The organism is Candidatus Zixiibacteriota bacterium, from assembly GCA_040753495.1.
Classification (GTDB): Bacteria; Zixibacteria; MSB-5A5; order GN15; family PGXB01; genus DYGG01.
This window is the reverse complement of sequence record JBFMEF010000056.1, coordinates 1-17,673: the sequence shown is the minus strand read 5'-3', so window position 1 is coordinate 17,673 and position 17,673 is coordinate 1. Positions and strand designations below refer to the sequence as shown.

The following is a 17,673-nucleotide window of genomic DNA, read 5'->3' as shown; positions in this document are numbered from 1 at the left end:
TCGGAATCGGAATGCATCTTTTATCCGCCAGATAAGCCCCGGTCAGTGATTCGCGGCACTTTCTTATCTGTTCGGGAGTGCCGGCGACGACCACCCGTCCTCCCATTTGTCCCGCGCCGGGACCCAAGTCAACCACGTAATCAGCCGATTCAATTGTCTCCCGGTCATGCTCTACTACAATAACGGTATTCCCCAGGTCGCGCAGGTCGGTGAGGGTATTCAGCAATTTTCGATTATCCCGCTGGTGCAGCCCGATAGATGGCTCATCAAGGATATACATCACCCCGACCAGCCGCGAGCCAATCTGGGTCGCCAGACGAATCCTCTGTGATTCCCCGCCGGAAAGGGTCGAGGTCGCTCTGCCAAGAGTAAGATAACTGAGTCCAACATTATCCATAAAGGAAAGTCGCTCCCGAATCTCCTTCAGTATCTGACGGGCAATCAGCTCCTGCCGCTTGGTAAGTTTCAGTTCCTCAAAAAATCTCCGCGCCTGCTTGATTGACATCTCCGTCACCGTTTCAATATTCTCGCGATTGATAATCACCGCCAGCGCTTCCGGTTTGAGACGCGCCCCCTTGCAGGCCGGGCAGGGGGAGATTGACATATACTGCTCTATCCACTGGCGAACTCCCGACGACTGCGTCTGCCGGTAACGTCGCTCCAGATGCGGTATCACTCCTTCATAGGAGCCGCGGTATTCACCGGTGCCGCGACCGTTGGAAAACTCATATTCAAACTGTATCTGCTCCCGTCCGGAACCGTGCAATATTGTCTCCTGCACCCGGGGCGGCAAATCCTGAAAAGGCGTGCTGAACTTGAAATTGTAATGGCGCGCCACCCCTTTGAGCATATGCCGGTACCAGTTGGAAATCTCCGCCCCCCAGGGATGAATCGCTCCCTGATTTATTGAAAGAGCCCGGTTCGGCACGACTAAGTCTGGGTCGATTTCCATCTTCTGCCCCAGGCCGGAACAGGTCGGGCAGGCGCCAAAGGGAGAGTTAAAAGAAAAAATTCTCGGCGTCAGCTCTTCGTAACTGATTCCGCACTGCACACAGGCGGCTTGCTCGGAGAATAGATGGTCCTTGCCATTAATATTTATAATGACCACGCCGCCGCCTGTCTTGAGCGCGGTTTCGACCGAATCGGCCAGACGTTTGCTCGATGATTTCTTCACCACCAGCCGGTCGACAATGACTTCAATGGTATGCTTGACATTCTTGGCTAATTTGATTTCGCTTTCCGATTCGATAATATTGCCATCGACCCGTAGCCGCACATACCCTTCCCGCCGCGCCGTCTCCAGGATATCCTTGTGCTCCCCTTTGCGCCCCTGAACCAGAGGCGCCATCACCATCAAGCGCGACCCCTCCTCAAAGGAGAGCGCGGCATCGACAATCTGCTCAACCGTCTGGCGCGAAATAGGCCGCCCGCATTTAACACAGTGCTGTACCCCAATGCGCGCAAAGAGCAATCGGAGGTAATCGTAAACCTCCGTCACTGTCCCGACTGTGGAACGGGGGTTCTTGGCAGCTCCCTTCTGCTCAATCGAAATCGCCGGCGAAAGCCCTTCGATAAAATCGACATCCGGTTTTTCCATCAATCCCAGAAACTGACGAGCATAGGCTGAGAGCGATTCGACATACCGTCTCTGCCCCTCGGCGTAAATGGTATCGAACGCCAGTGACGATTTCCCCGAACCGGATAAACCGGTAATAACCACCAGTTTATAGCGGGGAATCTTCAGGTCGATATTCTTCAGATTATGTTCGCGGGCGCCTTTTATATGAATAAATTCTGTTTCTGTCATATTTCTCCCCAAAAAGGGTAACTTATAATATACTGCAATTTCTCCGGCGCGATTAATCATTTTTTGCAGTTTTAAATAGCCTTTTTGAGGCAGATAGAGAATCACATTTCGCCACCCAACTGCTCATTATGCATTTCAGCCCCTCCGCGTCTGCCGCTGCCTGCATTCCGGAGCGCACTACGGTCGGCGCCTCAGGGCATGCTTGTCGCTGCAACCGCAATCTTCCCCTTATAAGTGCCTGCAGACGCCCTCGTCTGCAGTTTATGATTGTGAAGCAGGACGACTGACGATGTTTTATGACCATGGTCCCTTTAAAACGTCTATATTTGACCGGTCCTACCGCAGTGTTCGTTACCTCCGGAATTAATGGAATGAGAAGGATTTTTGACTCGCCTGCCTGCGCTAAGGGATTCCTCTTGACAATAAGGGATAAGAGTATCACATCTCTTGTTAAAAGGACATTTTATTCATTAATTATATCTTATGATGCACCCGGAAACCCCCTCTATTCAGCTTCACCCACAGGACTGCCTCATCGGCATGCGGGAGATGTCCCCCCGGTCGGTCGATATTGTTGTAACTTCTCCCCCCTATAATATCGGAGTCAAATACCGCCGGTATGACGATTCCATCCCGCGGCAAAAGTACCTTCAGTGGATGGCCGAATGGGGTAAAGAAATAAAGCGGGTCCTCAAAGAAACCGGCTCTCTTTTCCTGAATGTCGGCTCCAAGCCGACCTCGCCGGAACTCCCTTTCCAGGTCTTGAATGCGCTTCTCCCCGAATTCAGACTGCAGAACACTATTCACTGGGTCAAATCAATCTATATCGAATCGGAGAGTTACGGCAGGAAGTTCGATATCAACGTGGGGCACTACAAGCCGATCAACAGCCCCCGTTTCCTCAATGACGCTCATGAATATATTTTTCATCTGACCAAAACCGGAGACATCAGACTGGACCGGCTGGCGCTCGGGGTTCCGTATAAAGATAAATCCAATATCGCTCGCTGGAAAAACGGCGACAGAAAGGTCCGTTGCCGCGGCAACTGCTGGTTCATCCCGTATGAAACCATCCAGAGCCGTAACAATGACCGTCCTCACCCGGCATCATTTCCCGTGCAACTGGCGGAGAACTGTATTCGTCTCCACGGAACCAAGAAAGACCTTCTCGTGCTCGACCCTTTCGCCGGAATCGGCAATACCGCTCTTGCCTGCCAAAAATTGAAGGTCAATTTCATCGGGTTTGAAATTGACCCGTATTATCTAAAGACAGCTGCGAAAAGGTTAAAGGCGGCAGCCGACAAACCGCTTGACAAAAGATAACTCCTCAATATCTTTGCCTTCTCAATGAATGACCGCAAAGAATATTTTGAGTCTTTCGCCGACGACTGGGATAAGAATTTCACCGCCGAAGACCTCGAATTCCTCACTTTCCTGATCGATACCTTCAATCTGAAAGAGGGCAACCGGGTGGTTGACCTCGGATGCGGCACAGGGGTGCTCTTCGATATTATTCGACGTCGGGTCGGCGACAGCGGAATGGTGGTCGGGGTTGATTTTTCCTCCCGCATGGCGCATAAGGCGCTTCAAAATTTCCCCTTCCGGAACTGTTTCGCCATTGACGCCGATGTCGAGCAGCTCCCGCTTCAGTCCGGGTATTTTCACCTGGCGGTCTCTTTCGCTTCCTTCGCTCATTTTGCTCATCCCGAGCGGGTTATAGCGGAGGTGGCGCGAGTTCTCCAGCCGGGCGCGCCGTTCCATATTATCCATCTTCTCGGAAGCCGGGAACTTGCCAGACATCATCATCATGCCGGCGGACCGGTGGCGCATGATGTCTTGCCCTCTGCTGATAAGATGAACGAGATGTTCCGCTCCGCCGGTTTCGACAGAATCGACATTGTTGACCAGCATGGGTTGTACCACGCTTCAGGTCGGAAGATATGACCGTTAAGCTCGGTCCCCGCCGTATTTCCTTTATCGCCCTGTATCTCGCCCTGACAATTATCCTGCCGGTCGCTTTTCATCAGTTCGGTGTGGCCGGACGAATTTTCCTCCCGATGCATATCCCGGTCCTTCTTTGCGGCTTCACCATCGGCGCTACCGCCGGCGCCATTGTCGGCCTGCTTGCGCCGGTCCTCTCCCATCTTCTGACCGGCATGCCGCCGCTTTATGCCGTGCCGCTCATGACTCTGGAGTTGCCGCTCTATGGTATTGTCGCCGGATTGACCTATAAAAAAATGGGGATGAATATCTATCTATCGCTTCTTATCGCCATGGTCATCGGGCGGCTCGCTTTTGCTCTCGGCCTGGTGATACTGGGATTGTTTATTGAATTGCCGTACGGACCGATGCAGTTTTTTGCCGCGGGTGGCGCGGTGGTAACAGGTCTTCCCGGAGTCATTCTGCAGATTATAATTATCCCACCGCTGGTCGCCGCCATCAAACGAGCGCAAAGAGCTAATTAGTCTCCGACCAGAATACTCTCAATCTATTCCGGTCTTACCGACCTTCCGCCTGTTTATGCGTCGTCGTAAATCTTACTTCTTCGCCATCGAGAGTTTCATCTGTGCGCCGTCGGGTATGCAATTGATGCGCCGTCGGGTATGCAATTGATGCGCCATCGGGTATACTACTCTTTATGCTCCGTCGGGAATCTTTCCCGACGGAATCCTTTTGTGCGCCGTCGGGAATCTCATTTAACGCGCTATCGAAAATCTCATTAGTGCGCCGTCGGGAATCTTTCCCGACGGAATCATTCTTCTCCCGCGCCGTCAGGTGTCTCACCTGACGGAAGAGTCGGAATCACCCGCCACTGGCGGATTCCGGACCGCTAAATCGCATCAATAAAAAACATCCCTTGCCGCCATCGCAACTCCTTACCATCCAATATCTTGCCATATCACAAATCCCCCTTAATTCATTGCCAAATCATATAAAAAATATTATCTTTCCGGGTCAAATTTGAGAGCGGATTACGGCTCTTTCCGCCTCAAAAAAATGATAAGAAATATTACTGCATAAAGGATTCTAAAATGCCCCTCGAACGCGAAAAAATCGTCTCCATCTACCTCGAAGAGGAGATGAAAAATTCATATCTCGATTACTCCATGTCGGTCATCACCAACCGGGCTCTGCCGGATGTCCGTGATGGCCTCAAGCCATCCAATCGACGTATCCTTGTCGCCATGAACGACCTCAATCTCTCGCCCGGACGCCCCTATCGTAAATGCGCCAAAATCGCCGGCGATACCTCCGGTAATTATCATCCCCACGGCGAGCAGGTGGTCTATCCGACACTGGTTCGAATGGCGCAGGATTTCAACATGCGCTACCCGCTGGTTGACGGGCAGGGGAATTTCGGCTCCATCGATGGCGATGGCGCCGCCGCCATGCGGTACACTGAAGCCCGTCTCACGCCGATCGCGATGGAAATGCTTGCCGACCTTGAAAAAGATACTGTTGATATGATGCCCAACTACGATGAAACCCGCACCGAGCCGCGCGTCCTCCCCGGAAAATTCCCCAATCTCCTCTGCAACGGCACCTCCGGTATCGCGGTCGGTATGGCATCCAATATCCCGCCGCATAATCTCGGCGAAATAGTTGACGGTATCGCCGCTCTTATCGACAATCCCGAAATCACCAATGACGAACTGATGGAGTTTGTCCCCGGTCCCGATTTTCCGACCGGCGGCATCATCTCCGGACGGCAGGGGATTATTGAAGCCTACCGCAGCGGCAAAGGACGACTCTCGGTCCGCGCCAAAGCCGCTATCGAGCAACAGAAGTCAGGAAGAGATTTTATTGTTATCACCGAAATCCCTTTTCAGGTGAACAAGTCCAATCTCCTTGAGAGAATCGCCGAACTGGTGCGCGATAAGATGATTGACGGCATCTCCGACCTCCGCGATGAATCTGACCGTGACGGCATGCGTATCGTGGTCGAACTCAAGCGCGACGCCCAGCCTGAAATTGTCCTCAATCAATTGTTCAAACATACCCAGATGCAATCCACTTTTGCCATTATGATGCTGACCCTGGTCGGCGGGGTGCCGATGGTCCTCTCGCTCAAAGAGATGATGGAGCAGTTCCTGATTCACCGTCACGAGGTGGTTGTCCGCCGGACCAAATTCGATTTGAACAAAGCCGAAGAGCGCGCCCATATCCTCGAAGGGTACAAAATCGCCCTCGACAATATCGACGCCGTCATCGAACTGATTAAAAAATCAAAAGATACTCCCACCGCCCGCGAAGGGCTGATGACCCGCTTCAAACTCTCCGAAAAGCAGGCCAATGCCATCCTCGATATGCGCCTGGCCCGTCTCACCGGCCTGGAGCGCCAGAAAATCGAAGAGGAATATCTCGCCACTATCAAGTTAATCGCCGAACTGAAAGGAATTCTGGAGTCAAAACCGCGTCGGATGGCGATTATCAAAGAGGAACTTCTCGAACTCAAGAAAAAATATGGCGATGACCGCCGCACCGAAATTCAGGATGCCGCCGAAGAATTCACCGTCGAAGACCTGATTGCCGAGGAAGATATGGCTATCACTATCTCCCACGCCGGCTATATCAAGCGGCTCTCGGTCTCGATGTACCGTCGCCAGAACCGCGGCGGACGAGGCGTTATCGGCATCGAAACCAAGGAAGAAGATTTCGCCGAGCATCTTTTTGTCGCCTCGACGCACGATTATATTCTTTTCTTCTCCAACAAAGGACGCTGCTACTGGGTGAAGGTGCACGAGATTCCGACCGGCGGACGTCTTGCCAAAGGAAAACCGATTGTCAATATGGTCACTCTCGGCGAAGGGGAGAAGATTACCGCTTTCTGCAAAGTCCGCACCTTTGATTCCGACAAATATGTCGTGATGGCGACCCGCAACGGCACCGTCAAGAAAACTTCGCTTGACGCCTTCTCCAATCCGCGCAAAGTCGGCATCAACGCCGCCGACCTGCCGGAGGAGGACGAACTTATCGAGGCCGCTATCACCGACGGCACCTTCGAAATCATCCTCGCCACCCGCATGGGGCAGGCGATTCGCTTCCCCGAAGAAAAAATCCGCCCCATGGGGCGCGGCGCATACGGCGTCCGCGGCATCACCCTCGAAAACAAAGACTACGTCATCGGCATGGTGGTGGTCAAGCGCGACGCCTCCCTTTTGACTGTCTGCGAGAACGGCTACGGCAAGCGCACCAGCATCAACGATTACCGTGTCACCAACCGCGGCGGCAAAGGGGTGATTAATATCAAGACCACCGACCGCAACGGCGAGGTGGTCGCCATAAAAGAAGTCCTCGACGATGATGAACTGATTCTGATTACCAAGAAAGGTATCACCAACCGCCAGAGCGTCAAGGCGATAAATGTCATAGGCCGCAACACCCAGGGCGTCCGCCTCATCTCCCTCGACAAAGACGACAAAGTGGTGGATGTGGCGCGGGTGGTGAAGGAGGAGTAGGGGGGTATTTTAAAATTGCGGTACGGAATTGAGAATTTCTAAATTTTAAATTAGTGAGGTCACTATGAGACAGCCAATCGGTGCCCCATATCTTATCAGCGATTTCTTAGAATGGGATGCAAGTGGTCAACTCATAATTGCTCCGAAGTTCCAAAGGCGCGATATTTGGATCCCCAAAGCAAAGTCGTACCTAATTGACACAATTCTCCGAGGAATGCCTATACCACCGGTCTTCATTAGATTAAAGACAGACCCGGTTCAACAGAAATCAGTGCGAGAGGTAGTCGATGGTCAGCAGAGGTTGAGGGCTGTACTCGGTTTCATCAAAGGTGACTTTTCAATCTTGAAGATGCACAATGTGGAATTCGCTGGTATGACTTTCCGCGATCTGCCCCATGATGTTCAACGTGAGTTTCTCAGCTACAAGTTCCTTGTTTATTTGCTGGAGGATGTTTCCGATTCAGAAGTCTTGAGCATCTTCGCTCGTATGAATACTTACACCGTGAAACTCAACCATCAAGAATTGCGAAATGCAGAGTTTTTTGGTCCTTTTAAAACCATTATTTATCAACTTGCCTACTCCCATAATTCTTTTTGGACTACAAACAAGATTCTTTCCGATGCTCAAATTGCCCGAATGGCGGACGCGGAACTGGTTTCCACATTGATTGTAACGTTGCTGGACGGTATAAGAGTAACTAAGCACAAAGATTTGCACGAATTCTATGCGAAATATGAAGAGGAATTCCCTGGGCAAGACAGACTGGCTAGGGAATTTGAGATAATTATCGATACTATCGGCGATTTGCTTGGCTCCGTATTGAAGAATACTATTTTTCAACGCATACCACTATTCTACACCCTATTTGTATCGCTCTATGATGCCAGATTTGGGCTTCCGAAGTCAAAAAGACCGTTACAAAAATTTGACCAAGGCTTGATATCAGAAATAAGGACTAGATTACTTCTCCTGTCTAAGTATCTGGACTCTGGCGTTCTTGAAGAAAGGCACCCTGAATTCGTTAAGGCATCAAAATATAGTACTGCTGATGCCAGGACTCGCAAAATTCGCCACGATTTCATTTGGGATTATGTCATCTTAGCTAGGAAGCGAGTCTAATCTGAGAGTAATGTTTCTCGTATCATCCTATTCACCATGCCTGGAATTTCAAACCAAGCCGTACTGATTGAATTTCATCGCCTAGTTAGCGATTATCTCAACTTAGTCTCCTTTGCGGAACAGTTTAGGGAACCAAGCGGTATCGGTTTCAAATCAATAGGTATCCGAAGAGTGGAGTTGATTGCAGGTGCGAGTCTTTTGTTCATCTATCAGGCTTGGGAAGACTTTTTGGAAAACACCTTCACAAGATACATGTGTGGTGCGTGCGGTCCGAGTGGTTACATGCCTGTTCTGTCCCAGCCTAAGTATCAATCAATTGCAGATGCTCACAGGAATTTGCTTGCTGGACAGCAGTATTTAAAATGGAATGCTAACAGCACTATATCGAAAGCGCAGCAATACTTTCAAAATGGGGAACCTTACTTCACAGCTGTCGGTTCAGTGCGCCAAATCATATCTGATGTGGAAACGGTAAGAAACCGATTTGCGCATAGGTCTGCTTATGTGAAGACACAGTTCAAAATACTTATACGTCGCGAGATTGGCTATCTACCTCGCGGTATGACCCCTGGTCGATTTCTCAGAAGCATCAACCATAATATATCTTTATCAAATTTGTCATATATCCAATACTATGCAAATAGTCTAATTGCCGCTAGTATTGCAGTTGCACCTTGAATTCAATGTGCGCGGCTCCGCCTTAAGCGGAGTCCTTCATCTGCCCGTCCCCTGCCCGGCGGCTCTTCCGACCCGCCGCCATCAAAATCTTTGATTGTCAAAACCCCCACTCGCACCTCGTCATGCACACAAGGCTCGGGGGGATTTTGACCTACTCGGCTGACGCAGCCGGTAAGTAGGGGTCGACCCGCGTGTCGACCCAGAATCATCCCCGTATCTATCGGGGGATGATTCCAACCATGGGCGAACGCACCGGTTCGCCCCATAAAAAAAGCCCGAACCACCGTCCGGGCTTTTTCTTCTCAAGCCGTCCTCTAAAACAGGTAATGCGTCACACTCCCGCTCAAATAAAGCGCCTCATACTCAAAATCATTGTACGATATGAAAACATTCCGCGGCTGATACCCGTTGGTATATTCAATGCTCAGATTCACATAAGTCGGTATCGTTATCCGGTACGTCGCCGTCAGCCTGAGGAGCAGTACCATATCATCATATGAGAACTTCCTGACCACCCTCTCCCTCTCATCTCCGCCAGTTTTTTCCGTTTCCGTATCCGTCCGGTCAAACCCGCCGTAACCGAGCGTGCCGTACATCATGACCGTGGTGCGGGTATTCGGAATGTAATAGAACGTAGCGCCGGTCGACGCCATATAGAAATTCTCGAACTCAAATTCCGTTTCCCCCAACTTGGTCGTGTCCGACGGGTCAACATAGATATATTCCGCTTCCTGATTAGCCTTCCCCCCGATATAATACTGCAAGTTCAATGATAAGTAATAATGCCATTTCATATTCAGCGGCTTGGAATATGATGCCGAAAACAATAAATACGGCAAGGTTGAAGTTCTCTTCCGGTCAATTTCGTACTTCTGAGATGAGCTGTAATTATAAGTGGTGTCAATTACGTCAGCCGTATCGACATGGTAATGCTCGTACAATGTCCTGGACGTGTACAGATATTTGGTGTCCTGACCATACCCTTCCAGCTCTACTCCCCCGGCCAGCCTCAACATGAATCCGAAATCCCGCCCGACTGACGAGAAGTATGACCAGACATCGCTGGTTAATAGATAAGTCATCGATTGGTCGTTTTTGACTATCCCTTCACCCGCCAGGTAATCCAGAATTTCCTGCATCGACTCGATAAGCCTGATGCGGGAATCAATGGCATGTAGCAGTTTGTTCTTATAGACCAGTTCGCAAAGATGCAGCATCTGCTCCTGCGTCGGCTCCGCCTTTAGCAGGTTATTCTTCTGCAGCTCCTCGATTATATATATTGCCGTAGCGGCGAACCTTCCGGTATACGTCCTCCCCCAATTCGGCCCGGCCGACAGATATATGTTATACGACCTGGAATCATACGGCTGCCGCGATTCGCTCTTACTGTAATTATCAGTGACATACCCCTGTGCATCAGGATAATACAGATAACTGTATTCACTTCCGTTTTGATACTTCTGGTAATCGTACATATTGTAAGCGCCGCTGGCGCTGAAATAGAGGGAAAAATCCCCCTTAATATACTTTCGTGCTCCGAAATTCGGGTAAATTGAATAAAAGTACCACTCATATTCCGACTCGTTCTTCGAGTTCCCTAGGTAGGAATTAGGATATTCACTGACGGAATTCGTAGCGGACTTTTGCCTGCCATATGAAGCGTTCCCGGTCACGCTGAACATCAGGTACTTCTGTAAATCCTGATATGTATATGCATAATATGCTGCGAGACTGCCGGAACTGTTCGTAGGCTTATATTCGTACTGGTACAAGGAATAGGTGTCATAAGGGACAATTGTATAATCGTATTTCTGGTCCTGATCCTGGTGACTGAAACTGCCGGTTACATATAGTTGCTTGTCTCTGAATACATCCGGCTTGTAATCGGTAATCTTGAATCCGATTTCGCCGGCCGCCGATAGCGGTAACATTAGCACCGCCAGAAGCATTGCCGTGAAGAAATGCCTTGCCTTGCACATATCTCTTCCTCGTGAATGAAAGGTTGAATCTCCTTCCCAAATTTCCCTATATCATGCATTTATGTCAAGTCAAAACTGAATTTGAAAGGTACAATCTCCTTGCCCAAACCGCTAAATACTCTTATCGTATTATTGAATATGAACAAGCGCCAAAAAGGACTTCTGATTGCCGCCTGCCTCATGCTTGCCGCGGCCTTTCTCTTTCCCCCCTGGCAGTCGGGCATCAAAGGGAATATCGGCGACCTCGAGATCGGCGCCGCCGAATTTATCGGATACCATATCATTTTCTCACCGCCGCAGGATAGAATGATGTCGGTCTTCATTTACAGGGAGCTTTTGGCTCTTGAAATCATTCTCCTTGCCGTAATCACGACTGTCCTTTTCTTCGTCTTCCGCTCGCAGAGGTCGAACTCCCCGCAACCCTGACAAACAGTGGGCGGCGGATCTTTCACTGCGTGATTCGCCCGGGGCGAACAGCCCCGCCGTAATCTCCGAACCTGTCATTGTCAAAACCCCCACTCGCGCCTCGTCATGCACACAAGGCTCGGGAGGATTTTGACCGACGTGACCGATTGTCGCGTCAGTTCACGCTTCGAAAAGATTCGAACCTAAGAACTGACGCAACTGGATGTAGGGGTCGACCCGCGTGTCGACCCGAAATCATTCCCCGTTTCGTACGGAGGATGAATTCAACAATGGGCGAACGCGAGGGTTCGCCCCTGCGGAAGAATATCAAAACCCCCACTCGCGCCTCGTCATGCACACGAGGTTCGGGGGGATTTTGACCTACTCGGCCGCTTGACCCTCGGCAATTCCACCAGCGTAAAGAGAACCCCGTTCTCTTTAATGTCATTCCCGCGCAGGCGGGAATCCAGGACCCAGCCAAAGTAGCTCAATCTCCTCGACCCGCTTGGCGCTTCTCCTGTCGGTCGAGCGGTCTTGACATCCCTCCCCGCACCGTAATTGTCAAAACCCCCACTCGCGCCTCGTCATGTCCAGATGGTTCGGGGGGATTTTGACCTACCCCACACACGAGGCTCGGGGGGATTTTGACATACCCCAACCACGGCTCGGAACAAAAAAGGACGCCCCAAAGGCGTCCTTTGATTTCGTTTGGCGGTGAGTCCTATCTCATTTAGGACATGGCACCGGCTTACAGACTTCCCAACAGACAATCGGGGGCGTTACGGTGCAGTACATCACCCAGATACAGCAACTGGGACGCGCCGTGACGGTGCTGGTGGTTGTGATAGTAAAAGCGCCGGCAAAAAGCGCCACCAATGCCAGCATCAGCACCACCGCTTTCATCTTCCGCAATACTCTCACTTGCTCTCACCTCCTTGATTCTTAAATGCCGAAAGTGAAACCAGGGCAGAATCTATCTCTAATCGTGCCTGGTCGTCATGCTCTCCGGGCCAGACTCTCTTGATAATCCCCTCCGGCGAAATCAGCACCGTCTGCGGCAGGACATTTCCTTTGAACGTTTCGGTGATGTACGGGTCAGTCACCGCCAGCACCGGATATTTGATATCGCGCTCCATCGCCAGCTGCCGCGCTTCGTCAAAATTGCCGGCGCAAAAGCCGGCCATCCGCAGACGGGTATCATCATGCCGCTGATAAATCTTCTCCCAGTACTCAAAGTTGCTTTCGCAGTGACTGCAGCCGGGGGAAAACCAGAGAAGCAATGTCGCCGGTTCCTCGGGACCGAACCGGAGCGAAAAATCAACGCCGTTGATATCCTGCGTCCGCACCGAAGGGACGGCGTCATCGGGATTGAGCGTTCGCAACAAACGCGAGGGGTCATCAATCATCGCCCGCAACTTGCTGTTCTGATATGACAGATAGAAAATCTCCGCCGCCATCAGGACCACAATGACCAGAAGTATTATGACGGCTCTACTCTGACGCGGGTTACTGCTCATTGAAATCGAATCTTAAAATCTCTTGAACATCGCCTGTCCCGGCTGTTATTGAATATGCTCTGAAATCGCCGACAGGCAAAGATAGCGGAACTCGACTTATCCTGTCAAGGAGTTTATTGAAAAGGCTCTCCGAATATCCGCTTTTTCTTTCTTAGATTTTTTCGGGCGAACTATTATCGATAAATGTTGTCTTCATTTTTCAGGAATCTTAGAGCGGTTTTTACTTGCCCGATGGGCGAAATGATTATATACTGAAAGTAATCCGCCGTCTTTCTCGCCGGGTATCGCTGTCTCTGGCGGAATATTATAAGGGGCAAGATGAGCCAGTTCCGCTTCGGCGGAATCGCTCTCAAGAGACTTATTGCGAGGGGCGGATTGGCATTCCAACCCCGTCGCATTGGAGACAATATGAGGCTTATTATCGTTTCCAATCGCCTGCCGGTTACTATTAATCGCCGCGGCGGAAAACTTAATCTCCAGCAGAGCGCCGGAGGTCTGGTCTCGGGAATCAGCGCCTATCTCGACCTGGATAGAGCCTCGACCCAACAAAAAATTGAGCACTACTGGGTCGGATGGCCCGGCATGACGGTGGAAGAAAATGACCGCAAAGACCTGGCGCGACATCTTGAAGCGGAATTCAAATATATTCCGGTCTTTCTTTCCAATGAAGAGATGGACCTCTTCTACCACGGCTTCTGCAATAAAACTATCTGGCCCCTCTTTCATTATTTTCCATCCTTTACCGCCTATGATGAAGATTACTGGCAGGGGTACAAAAAGGTAAATGAAATTTTCTGCGAAAGTCTCCTTAAGATTGTCCGGCCGAATGACCTCGTCTGGATTCATGACTATCATCTGATGTTGCTTCCTCAAATGCTCCGCAAAAAATCTGATTCCGCCGCTATCGGTTTTTTCCTCCATATTCCGTTTCCGTCGTTCGAGATTTATCGCACTCTGCCGAATATCTGGCGGCGGGAAATCATTGAAGGGCTTCTTGGCGCCGACCTGATCGGGTTCCATACCCATGAATATACGCAGAATTTTCTCCGCACAGTCCTGCGCCTGCTGGGCATTGAACATAACATTGGCCAGATGTTTGTCGGCAATCGGATGGTCCGAGCGGCAACTTTTCCGATGGGCATCGAATACAAAAAGTACAGCGAGGCGGTTTCCCATCCACGAGCGCAGGAAGAAAAAAGAGAATTGCGCCAGCGATTTGCCAATCAGCGGATAATTCTCTCCATAGACCGTCTCGATTATACCAAAGGCATTCTCAACCGTCTCCTGGGGTACGAAGAATTCCTGACCCGCAATCCCCAATGGCATAAACTGGTGGTGCTGGCGATGGTGGTGGTGCCGTCGCGCATCGGCGTAGAGCACTATCAAAAGATGAAACGTCAAATCGATGAACTGATCGGCAAGATTAACGGGCGCTTCGGAAGTTTCGAATGGACGCCGATTCTCTATCAGTACCGCTTTCTGTCTCTGGATTCTCTTGCCGCGCTGTACAGCGAGTCGGATGTCGCCCTCATCACGCCTCTGCGAGATGGGATGAACCTTATCGCCAAAGAGTACATCGCCGCTCGAACCGACCGGACGGGCGTGCTTATTTTAAGTGAGATGGCCGGCGCCGCCAAGGAACTGGGGGAGGCGGTTATTATAAATCCTTACAATACCGCCGAAATCGCCCAGGCATTGAAAACGGCGCTTGAGATTCCGCCTGAAGAGCAGAAGAGGCGCATTGGTTTAATGCAGAAGCGCCTTCAGCGTTATGACGTTGTGCGCTGGGCTGATGAATTCATTCAGGAGGTTGTCTCTGTCCGCGACAGCCAGGCGCAATTCGAAGCCCGTCTGCTGCGACGTCATATCGGCAGCAAATTGGTCGAAGAGTTCCGTCGGGCTTCATCCAAAATTATCTTTCTCGATTATGACGGCACCCTCGTTCCCTTTGCCTCCGACCCGGCGCGGGTGAAACCGGATACCGCCCTGGAGCGGATGCTTGACTCCCTCTGCCGTCAGCCCGGCACCGTTGTCGCTCTTATCAGCGGACGCGACCGGGAAACAATGGAGCGATGGTTTGGAAAATTTCCAATGATTCTGGTCGCCGAGCATGGCGCCTGGATTAAAGAGCCGGGCAAAGAGTGGCTCAAAATCCGCCCCCTTGCCGAAGATTGGATTTCCCACATTCAGCCAATTCTCGAAATCTACTCCGACCGGGTGCCCGGTTCCTTTGTTGAGCGGAAGGAATTTTCCGTCGCCTGGCATTACCGCAACGCCGACCCGGAACAGGCGTCAATGTCGGCAAAGGAGCTGCTTGACGACCTGGTTCATCTGACGGCTAACATCGATGTCCAGGTAATACCCGGAAACAGGGTTATCGAAGTGCGCAACGCCGGCATAAATAAGGGAGTTGCCGCCAAAGATATCCTGTCCCGTCGAACGTATGACTTTATCATAGCGGTCGGCGACGATTGGACCGATGAAGACCTTTTCCGCGTCCTTCCGGAGAGCGCTTATTCAATTCGGGTAGGCGTAACTCAGTCCTATGCCCGCTATAATTTGTATAACTATCTTGAAGTCCGAGACCTGATTGAGGAGATGATTCGATGAGCGAGCCGTTTCATTTTTATACTCAGGCGCATCTGGTGCGCCTCCTCGGTATGAAGGCAAGGAATCCGGTGGAACTACTGGAAGGAATCAGAACCGTTCCGGTTTCATCCATATACTATCATACCCATCGCTTCCTCCAGCAGCATCACTACCTCTCTCCCGAACCCCCCAATGACTTTGCTTACTGGCTGACCAGTATTCTGGGGATGCAGGAGTGGGGTGAAGCGCTCGCCAGTGTCGATGTCATCCAGTTTCGCGATTTGGAACATCTGCGGCAGCGTCTTGAAACGGTTCTTTCCGGTTATCTTGCCAGGGGGGGATATATGGCGCAGGCGCCGGAAGGGCATGAATTCCATTTCGTCAGTTGTGTTACGGTTATCACACCCACTCCTTATATGGCACACGATGCCGCCGAGTTTCTCGAAGCCCTGCAAAAGGTCAGTATTAATTCCATCTATTTTCACGTTTTTGAAGCCCGGCTCCGCCTGAAAAACAACGGCAACGACTTTACCCTCTGGTTCCAGGGTCTGGGAAAAGATAAACTTGCCGCGGAACTTTCGCGCCTCGACCCGTACACCATTACCCTGGAGGGGTTGCGCGACAGAATAATCAAACTGGTGAGTCGTTATGCCTGATATTGCCGAATATATCCCTATTGTAGGCCAGAGCACCATTGACGAGCTGTATATTCTTGCCGGCAGCCTCAAAGGCAAGATGATTCAGAACATTAACTCCACCGCCGTCGGCGGGGGAGTGGCCGAAATTCTTTCCCGGATGATACCGCTTCTGCGCCAGTTTGGCGTTGATGCCCACTGGGACGTCATCAAAGGGAATGAGAGATTTTTTGAGATTACTAAGAAAATGCATAACGCCCTGCACGGCGCCCGGGCGGTTCTTACTGATGACGATTTCGAATTCTTCCTCCAGGTTAACCGTCAGAATGCTGCTGAACTGGAGCGGTACGGCGATGTGGTTTTTGTCCACGACCCCCAGCCGATTGGATTGATAGAGAGAAAGAAGGAACTCGGCAGAAAATGGGTCTGGCGCTGCCATATCGATTTCACTCACCCTGACCCGCAGGTAATTCAGTTTCTCGAGGCGTACATTAATCAGTATGATTCCGCCGTGTTCTCGGCGCCGGCATTTTCCCGAAAACTGAATATTCCGCAAGCGCTTATTTCTCCTTCCATTGACCCATTAAGCGACAAAAATAAGGACCTGCCCCAGGAGCAGATTGACTCCATTCTGGAACGATATAATCTTGACCGCAGTCGCCCTGTCGTTACACAGATATCGCGCTTTGATTATCTTAAGGACCCGGTCGGTGTCATAGACGTCTATAAAATGGCAAAGAAAAATGTCGATTGTCAGTTGGTTTTGGCGGGCGGCGGCGCCACCGATGACCCGGAAGGAATGCAGGTCCTGGAAGAAGTCAAAACGGCCGCGGCCGACGACCCCGATATTCATATCTTGTTTCTTCCCCCCTCCAGCGACATTGAAATCAACGCCCTCCAGCGCGCCTCCGCCGTGGTGCTGCAAAAATCGCTCCGGGAAGGATTCGGCTTGACGGTGGCGGAAGCCCTCTGGAAAGGGCGACCGGTCATCGCCTCCGCCGTCGGCGGCATTCCCCTTCAGATTGCCCACAAATACTCCGGAATTTTAACCTACTCAAAAGAAGGGACCGCCCATTTCCTGAAACAACTTCTCAATGAACCGAAATACGCCGCCAGATTGGGCGCCAACGGACGGGAGCATATCCGAAACAATTACCTGATTACCCGGCATATCCGCGACTATCTGCTTCTTTTTATCGCCCTCTTTCATGAGGGGGATATAATCTATCTGCAATGACACCGAAACGGGAGTCACCAGCGCAAAATCGAGCGGACATTTATGAGGCTTTTGACTTTTGGGCGGATTTTTATATATTATCGCCGTGAAAATGACAACTTTCCGGTTTCCGCACCCTAAGACCATACCCGGCATCGGCATGCCGATTTCCGGATTTTTGCTTCTGTTCATTTTGCTGCTGCCAGGCTGTACCGATAAAGCAACCGCACCTGAACTCAATGGCCCCAGAGTTGACTCCATCACCATT

15 protein-coding genes are annotated in these 17,673 nt (G+C 51.0%); 11 read left to right on the top strand and 4 right to left on the bottom strand.

The window, feature by feature from the left end:
* Positions 1-1,807: excinuclease ABC subunit UvrA (gene uvrA, locus AB1690_03620; protein ID MEW6014393.1), on the bottom strand; the 1,807-nt coding region annotated here is incomplete at its 3' end.
* Between the two features lie 483 nt (positions 1,808-2,290).
* On the opposite strand from uvrA, the gene AB1690_03615 reads away from it, so the two are divergent.
* The 6 genes from AB1690_03615 (at position 2,291) to AB1690_03590 (ending at position 9,064) form a co-directional block, all read left to right on the top strand.
* Positions 2,291-3,130 carry a site-specific DNA-methyltransferase gene (locus AB1690_03615; GenBank protein ID MEW6014392.1) on the top strand — a complete coding sequence of 280 codons (840 nt, stop codon included), beginning with the start codon at positions 2,291-2,293 and terminating at the stop codon, positions 3,128-3,130.
* A 24-nt stretch (positions 3,131-3,154) separates the two neighbouring features.
* On the top strand, positions 3,155-3,751 hold the full coding sequence (locus AB1690_03610) for a methyltransferase domain-containing protein (protein MEW6014391.1): 597 nt from the start codon (positions 3,155-3,157) through the stop codon (positions 3,749-3,751).
* Complete coding sequence (locus AB1690_03605; protein ID MEW6014390.1) at positions 3,748-4,272, top strand: ECF transporter S component; 525 nt, start codon at positions 3,748-3,750, stop codon at positions 4,270-4,272. Before AB1690_03610 ends, AB1690_03605 begins: the two co-directional genes overlap by 4 nt.
* 567 nt (positions 4,273-4,839) lie before the next feature.
* Positions 4,840-7,266: a DNA gyrase subunit A gene (gene gyrA, locus AB1690_03600; protein MEW6014389.1), complete on the top strand. Its 2,427-nt coding sequence runs from the start codon at positions 4,840-4,842 to the stop codon at positions 7,264-7,266.
* 64 nt (positions 7,267-7,330) lie between these two features.
* Entirely contained in the window at positions 7,331-8,386 is a 1,056-nt protein-coding gene (locus AB1690_03595) for a DUF262 domain-containing protein (protein MEW6014388.1), read from the top strand.
* A gap of 36 nt (positions 8,387-8,422) precedes the next feature.
* Complete coding sequence (locus AB1690_03590; protein ID MEW6014387.1) at positions 8,423-9,064, top strand: hypothetical protein; 642 nt, start codon at positions 8,423-8,425, stop codon at positions 9,062-9,064.
* A gap of 314 nt (positions 9,065-9,378) precedes the next feature.
* Here the strand turns inward: AB1690_03590 and AB1690_03585 are convergent, their stop codons facing one another.
* Positions 9,379-11,043, bottom strand: a complete 1,665-nt coding sequence (locus tag AB1690_03585; protein ID MEW6014386.1) for a hypothetical protein — start codon at positions 11,041-11,043, stop codon at positions 9,379-9,381.
* A 138-nt stretch (positions 11,044-11,181) separates the two neighbouring features.
* Between AB1690_03585 and AB1690_03580 the strand changes: the two genes are divergently transcribed.
* Positions 11,182-11,469, top strand: a complete 288-nt coding sequence (locus AB1690_03580; GenBank protein ID MEW6014385.1) for a hypothetical protein — start codon at positions 11,182-11,184, stop codon at positions 11,467-11,469.
* Positions 11,470-12,174: 705 nt separating this feature from the next.
* Here AB1690_03580 and AB1690_03575 read toward each other — a convergent pair.
* Together AB1690_03575 and AB1690_03570 are read right to left on the bottom strand one after the other, a co-directional pair.
* The gene (locus AB1690_03575; protein MEW6014384.1) at positions 12,175-12,369 is read right to left on the bottom strand and encodes a hypothetical protein; all 195 of its coding nucleotides are present in this window, start codon (positions 12,367-12,369) and stop codon (positions 12,175-12,177) included.
* Positions 12,366-12,965 (bottom strand): hypothetical protein, encoded by a 600-nt coding sequence (locus tag AB1690_03570; protein ID MEW6014383.1) that lies wholly within the window; start codon positions 12,963-12,965, stop codon positions 12,366-12,368. The genes AB1690_03575 and AB1690_03570 overlap by 4 nt, the downstream gene beginning before the upstream one ends.
* A gap of 408 nt (positions 12,966-13,373) precedes the next feature.
* Between AB1690_03570 and AB1690_03565 the strand changes: the two genes are divergently transcribed.
* The 4 genes from AB1690_03565 to AB1690_03550 form a co-directional block, all read left to right on the top strand.
* Complete coding sequence (locus tag AB1690_03565; protein ID MEW6014382.1) at positions 13,374-15,575, top strand: bifunctional alpha,alpha-trehalose-phosphate synthase (UDP-forming)/trehalose-phosphatase; 2,202 nt, start codon at positions 13,374-13,376, stop codon at positions 15,573-15,575.
* A complete protein-coding gene (locus AB1690_03560) occupies positions 15,572-16,210 on the top strand; it encodes a DUF5752 family protein (protein ID MEW6014381.1) in 639 nt (212 codons plus the stop codon). Before AB1690_03565 ends, AB1690_03560 begins: the two co-directional genes overlap by 4 nt.
* Positions 16,203-17,426: a glycosyltransferase gene (locus AB1690_03555; GenBank protein ID MEW6014380.1), complete on the top strand. Its 1,224-nt coding sequence runs from the start codon at positions 16,203-16,205 to the stop codon at positions 17,424-17,426. Before AB1690_03560 ends, AB1690_03555 begins: the two co-directional genes overlap by 8 nt.
* Positions 17,427-17,484: 58 nt before the next feature.
* Positions 17,485-17,673: hypothetical protein (locus AB1690_03550; GenBank protein MEW6014379.1), on the top strand; the 189-nt coding region annotated here is incomplete at its 3' end.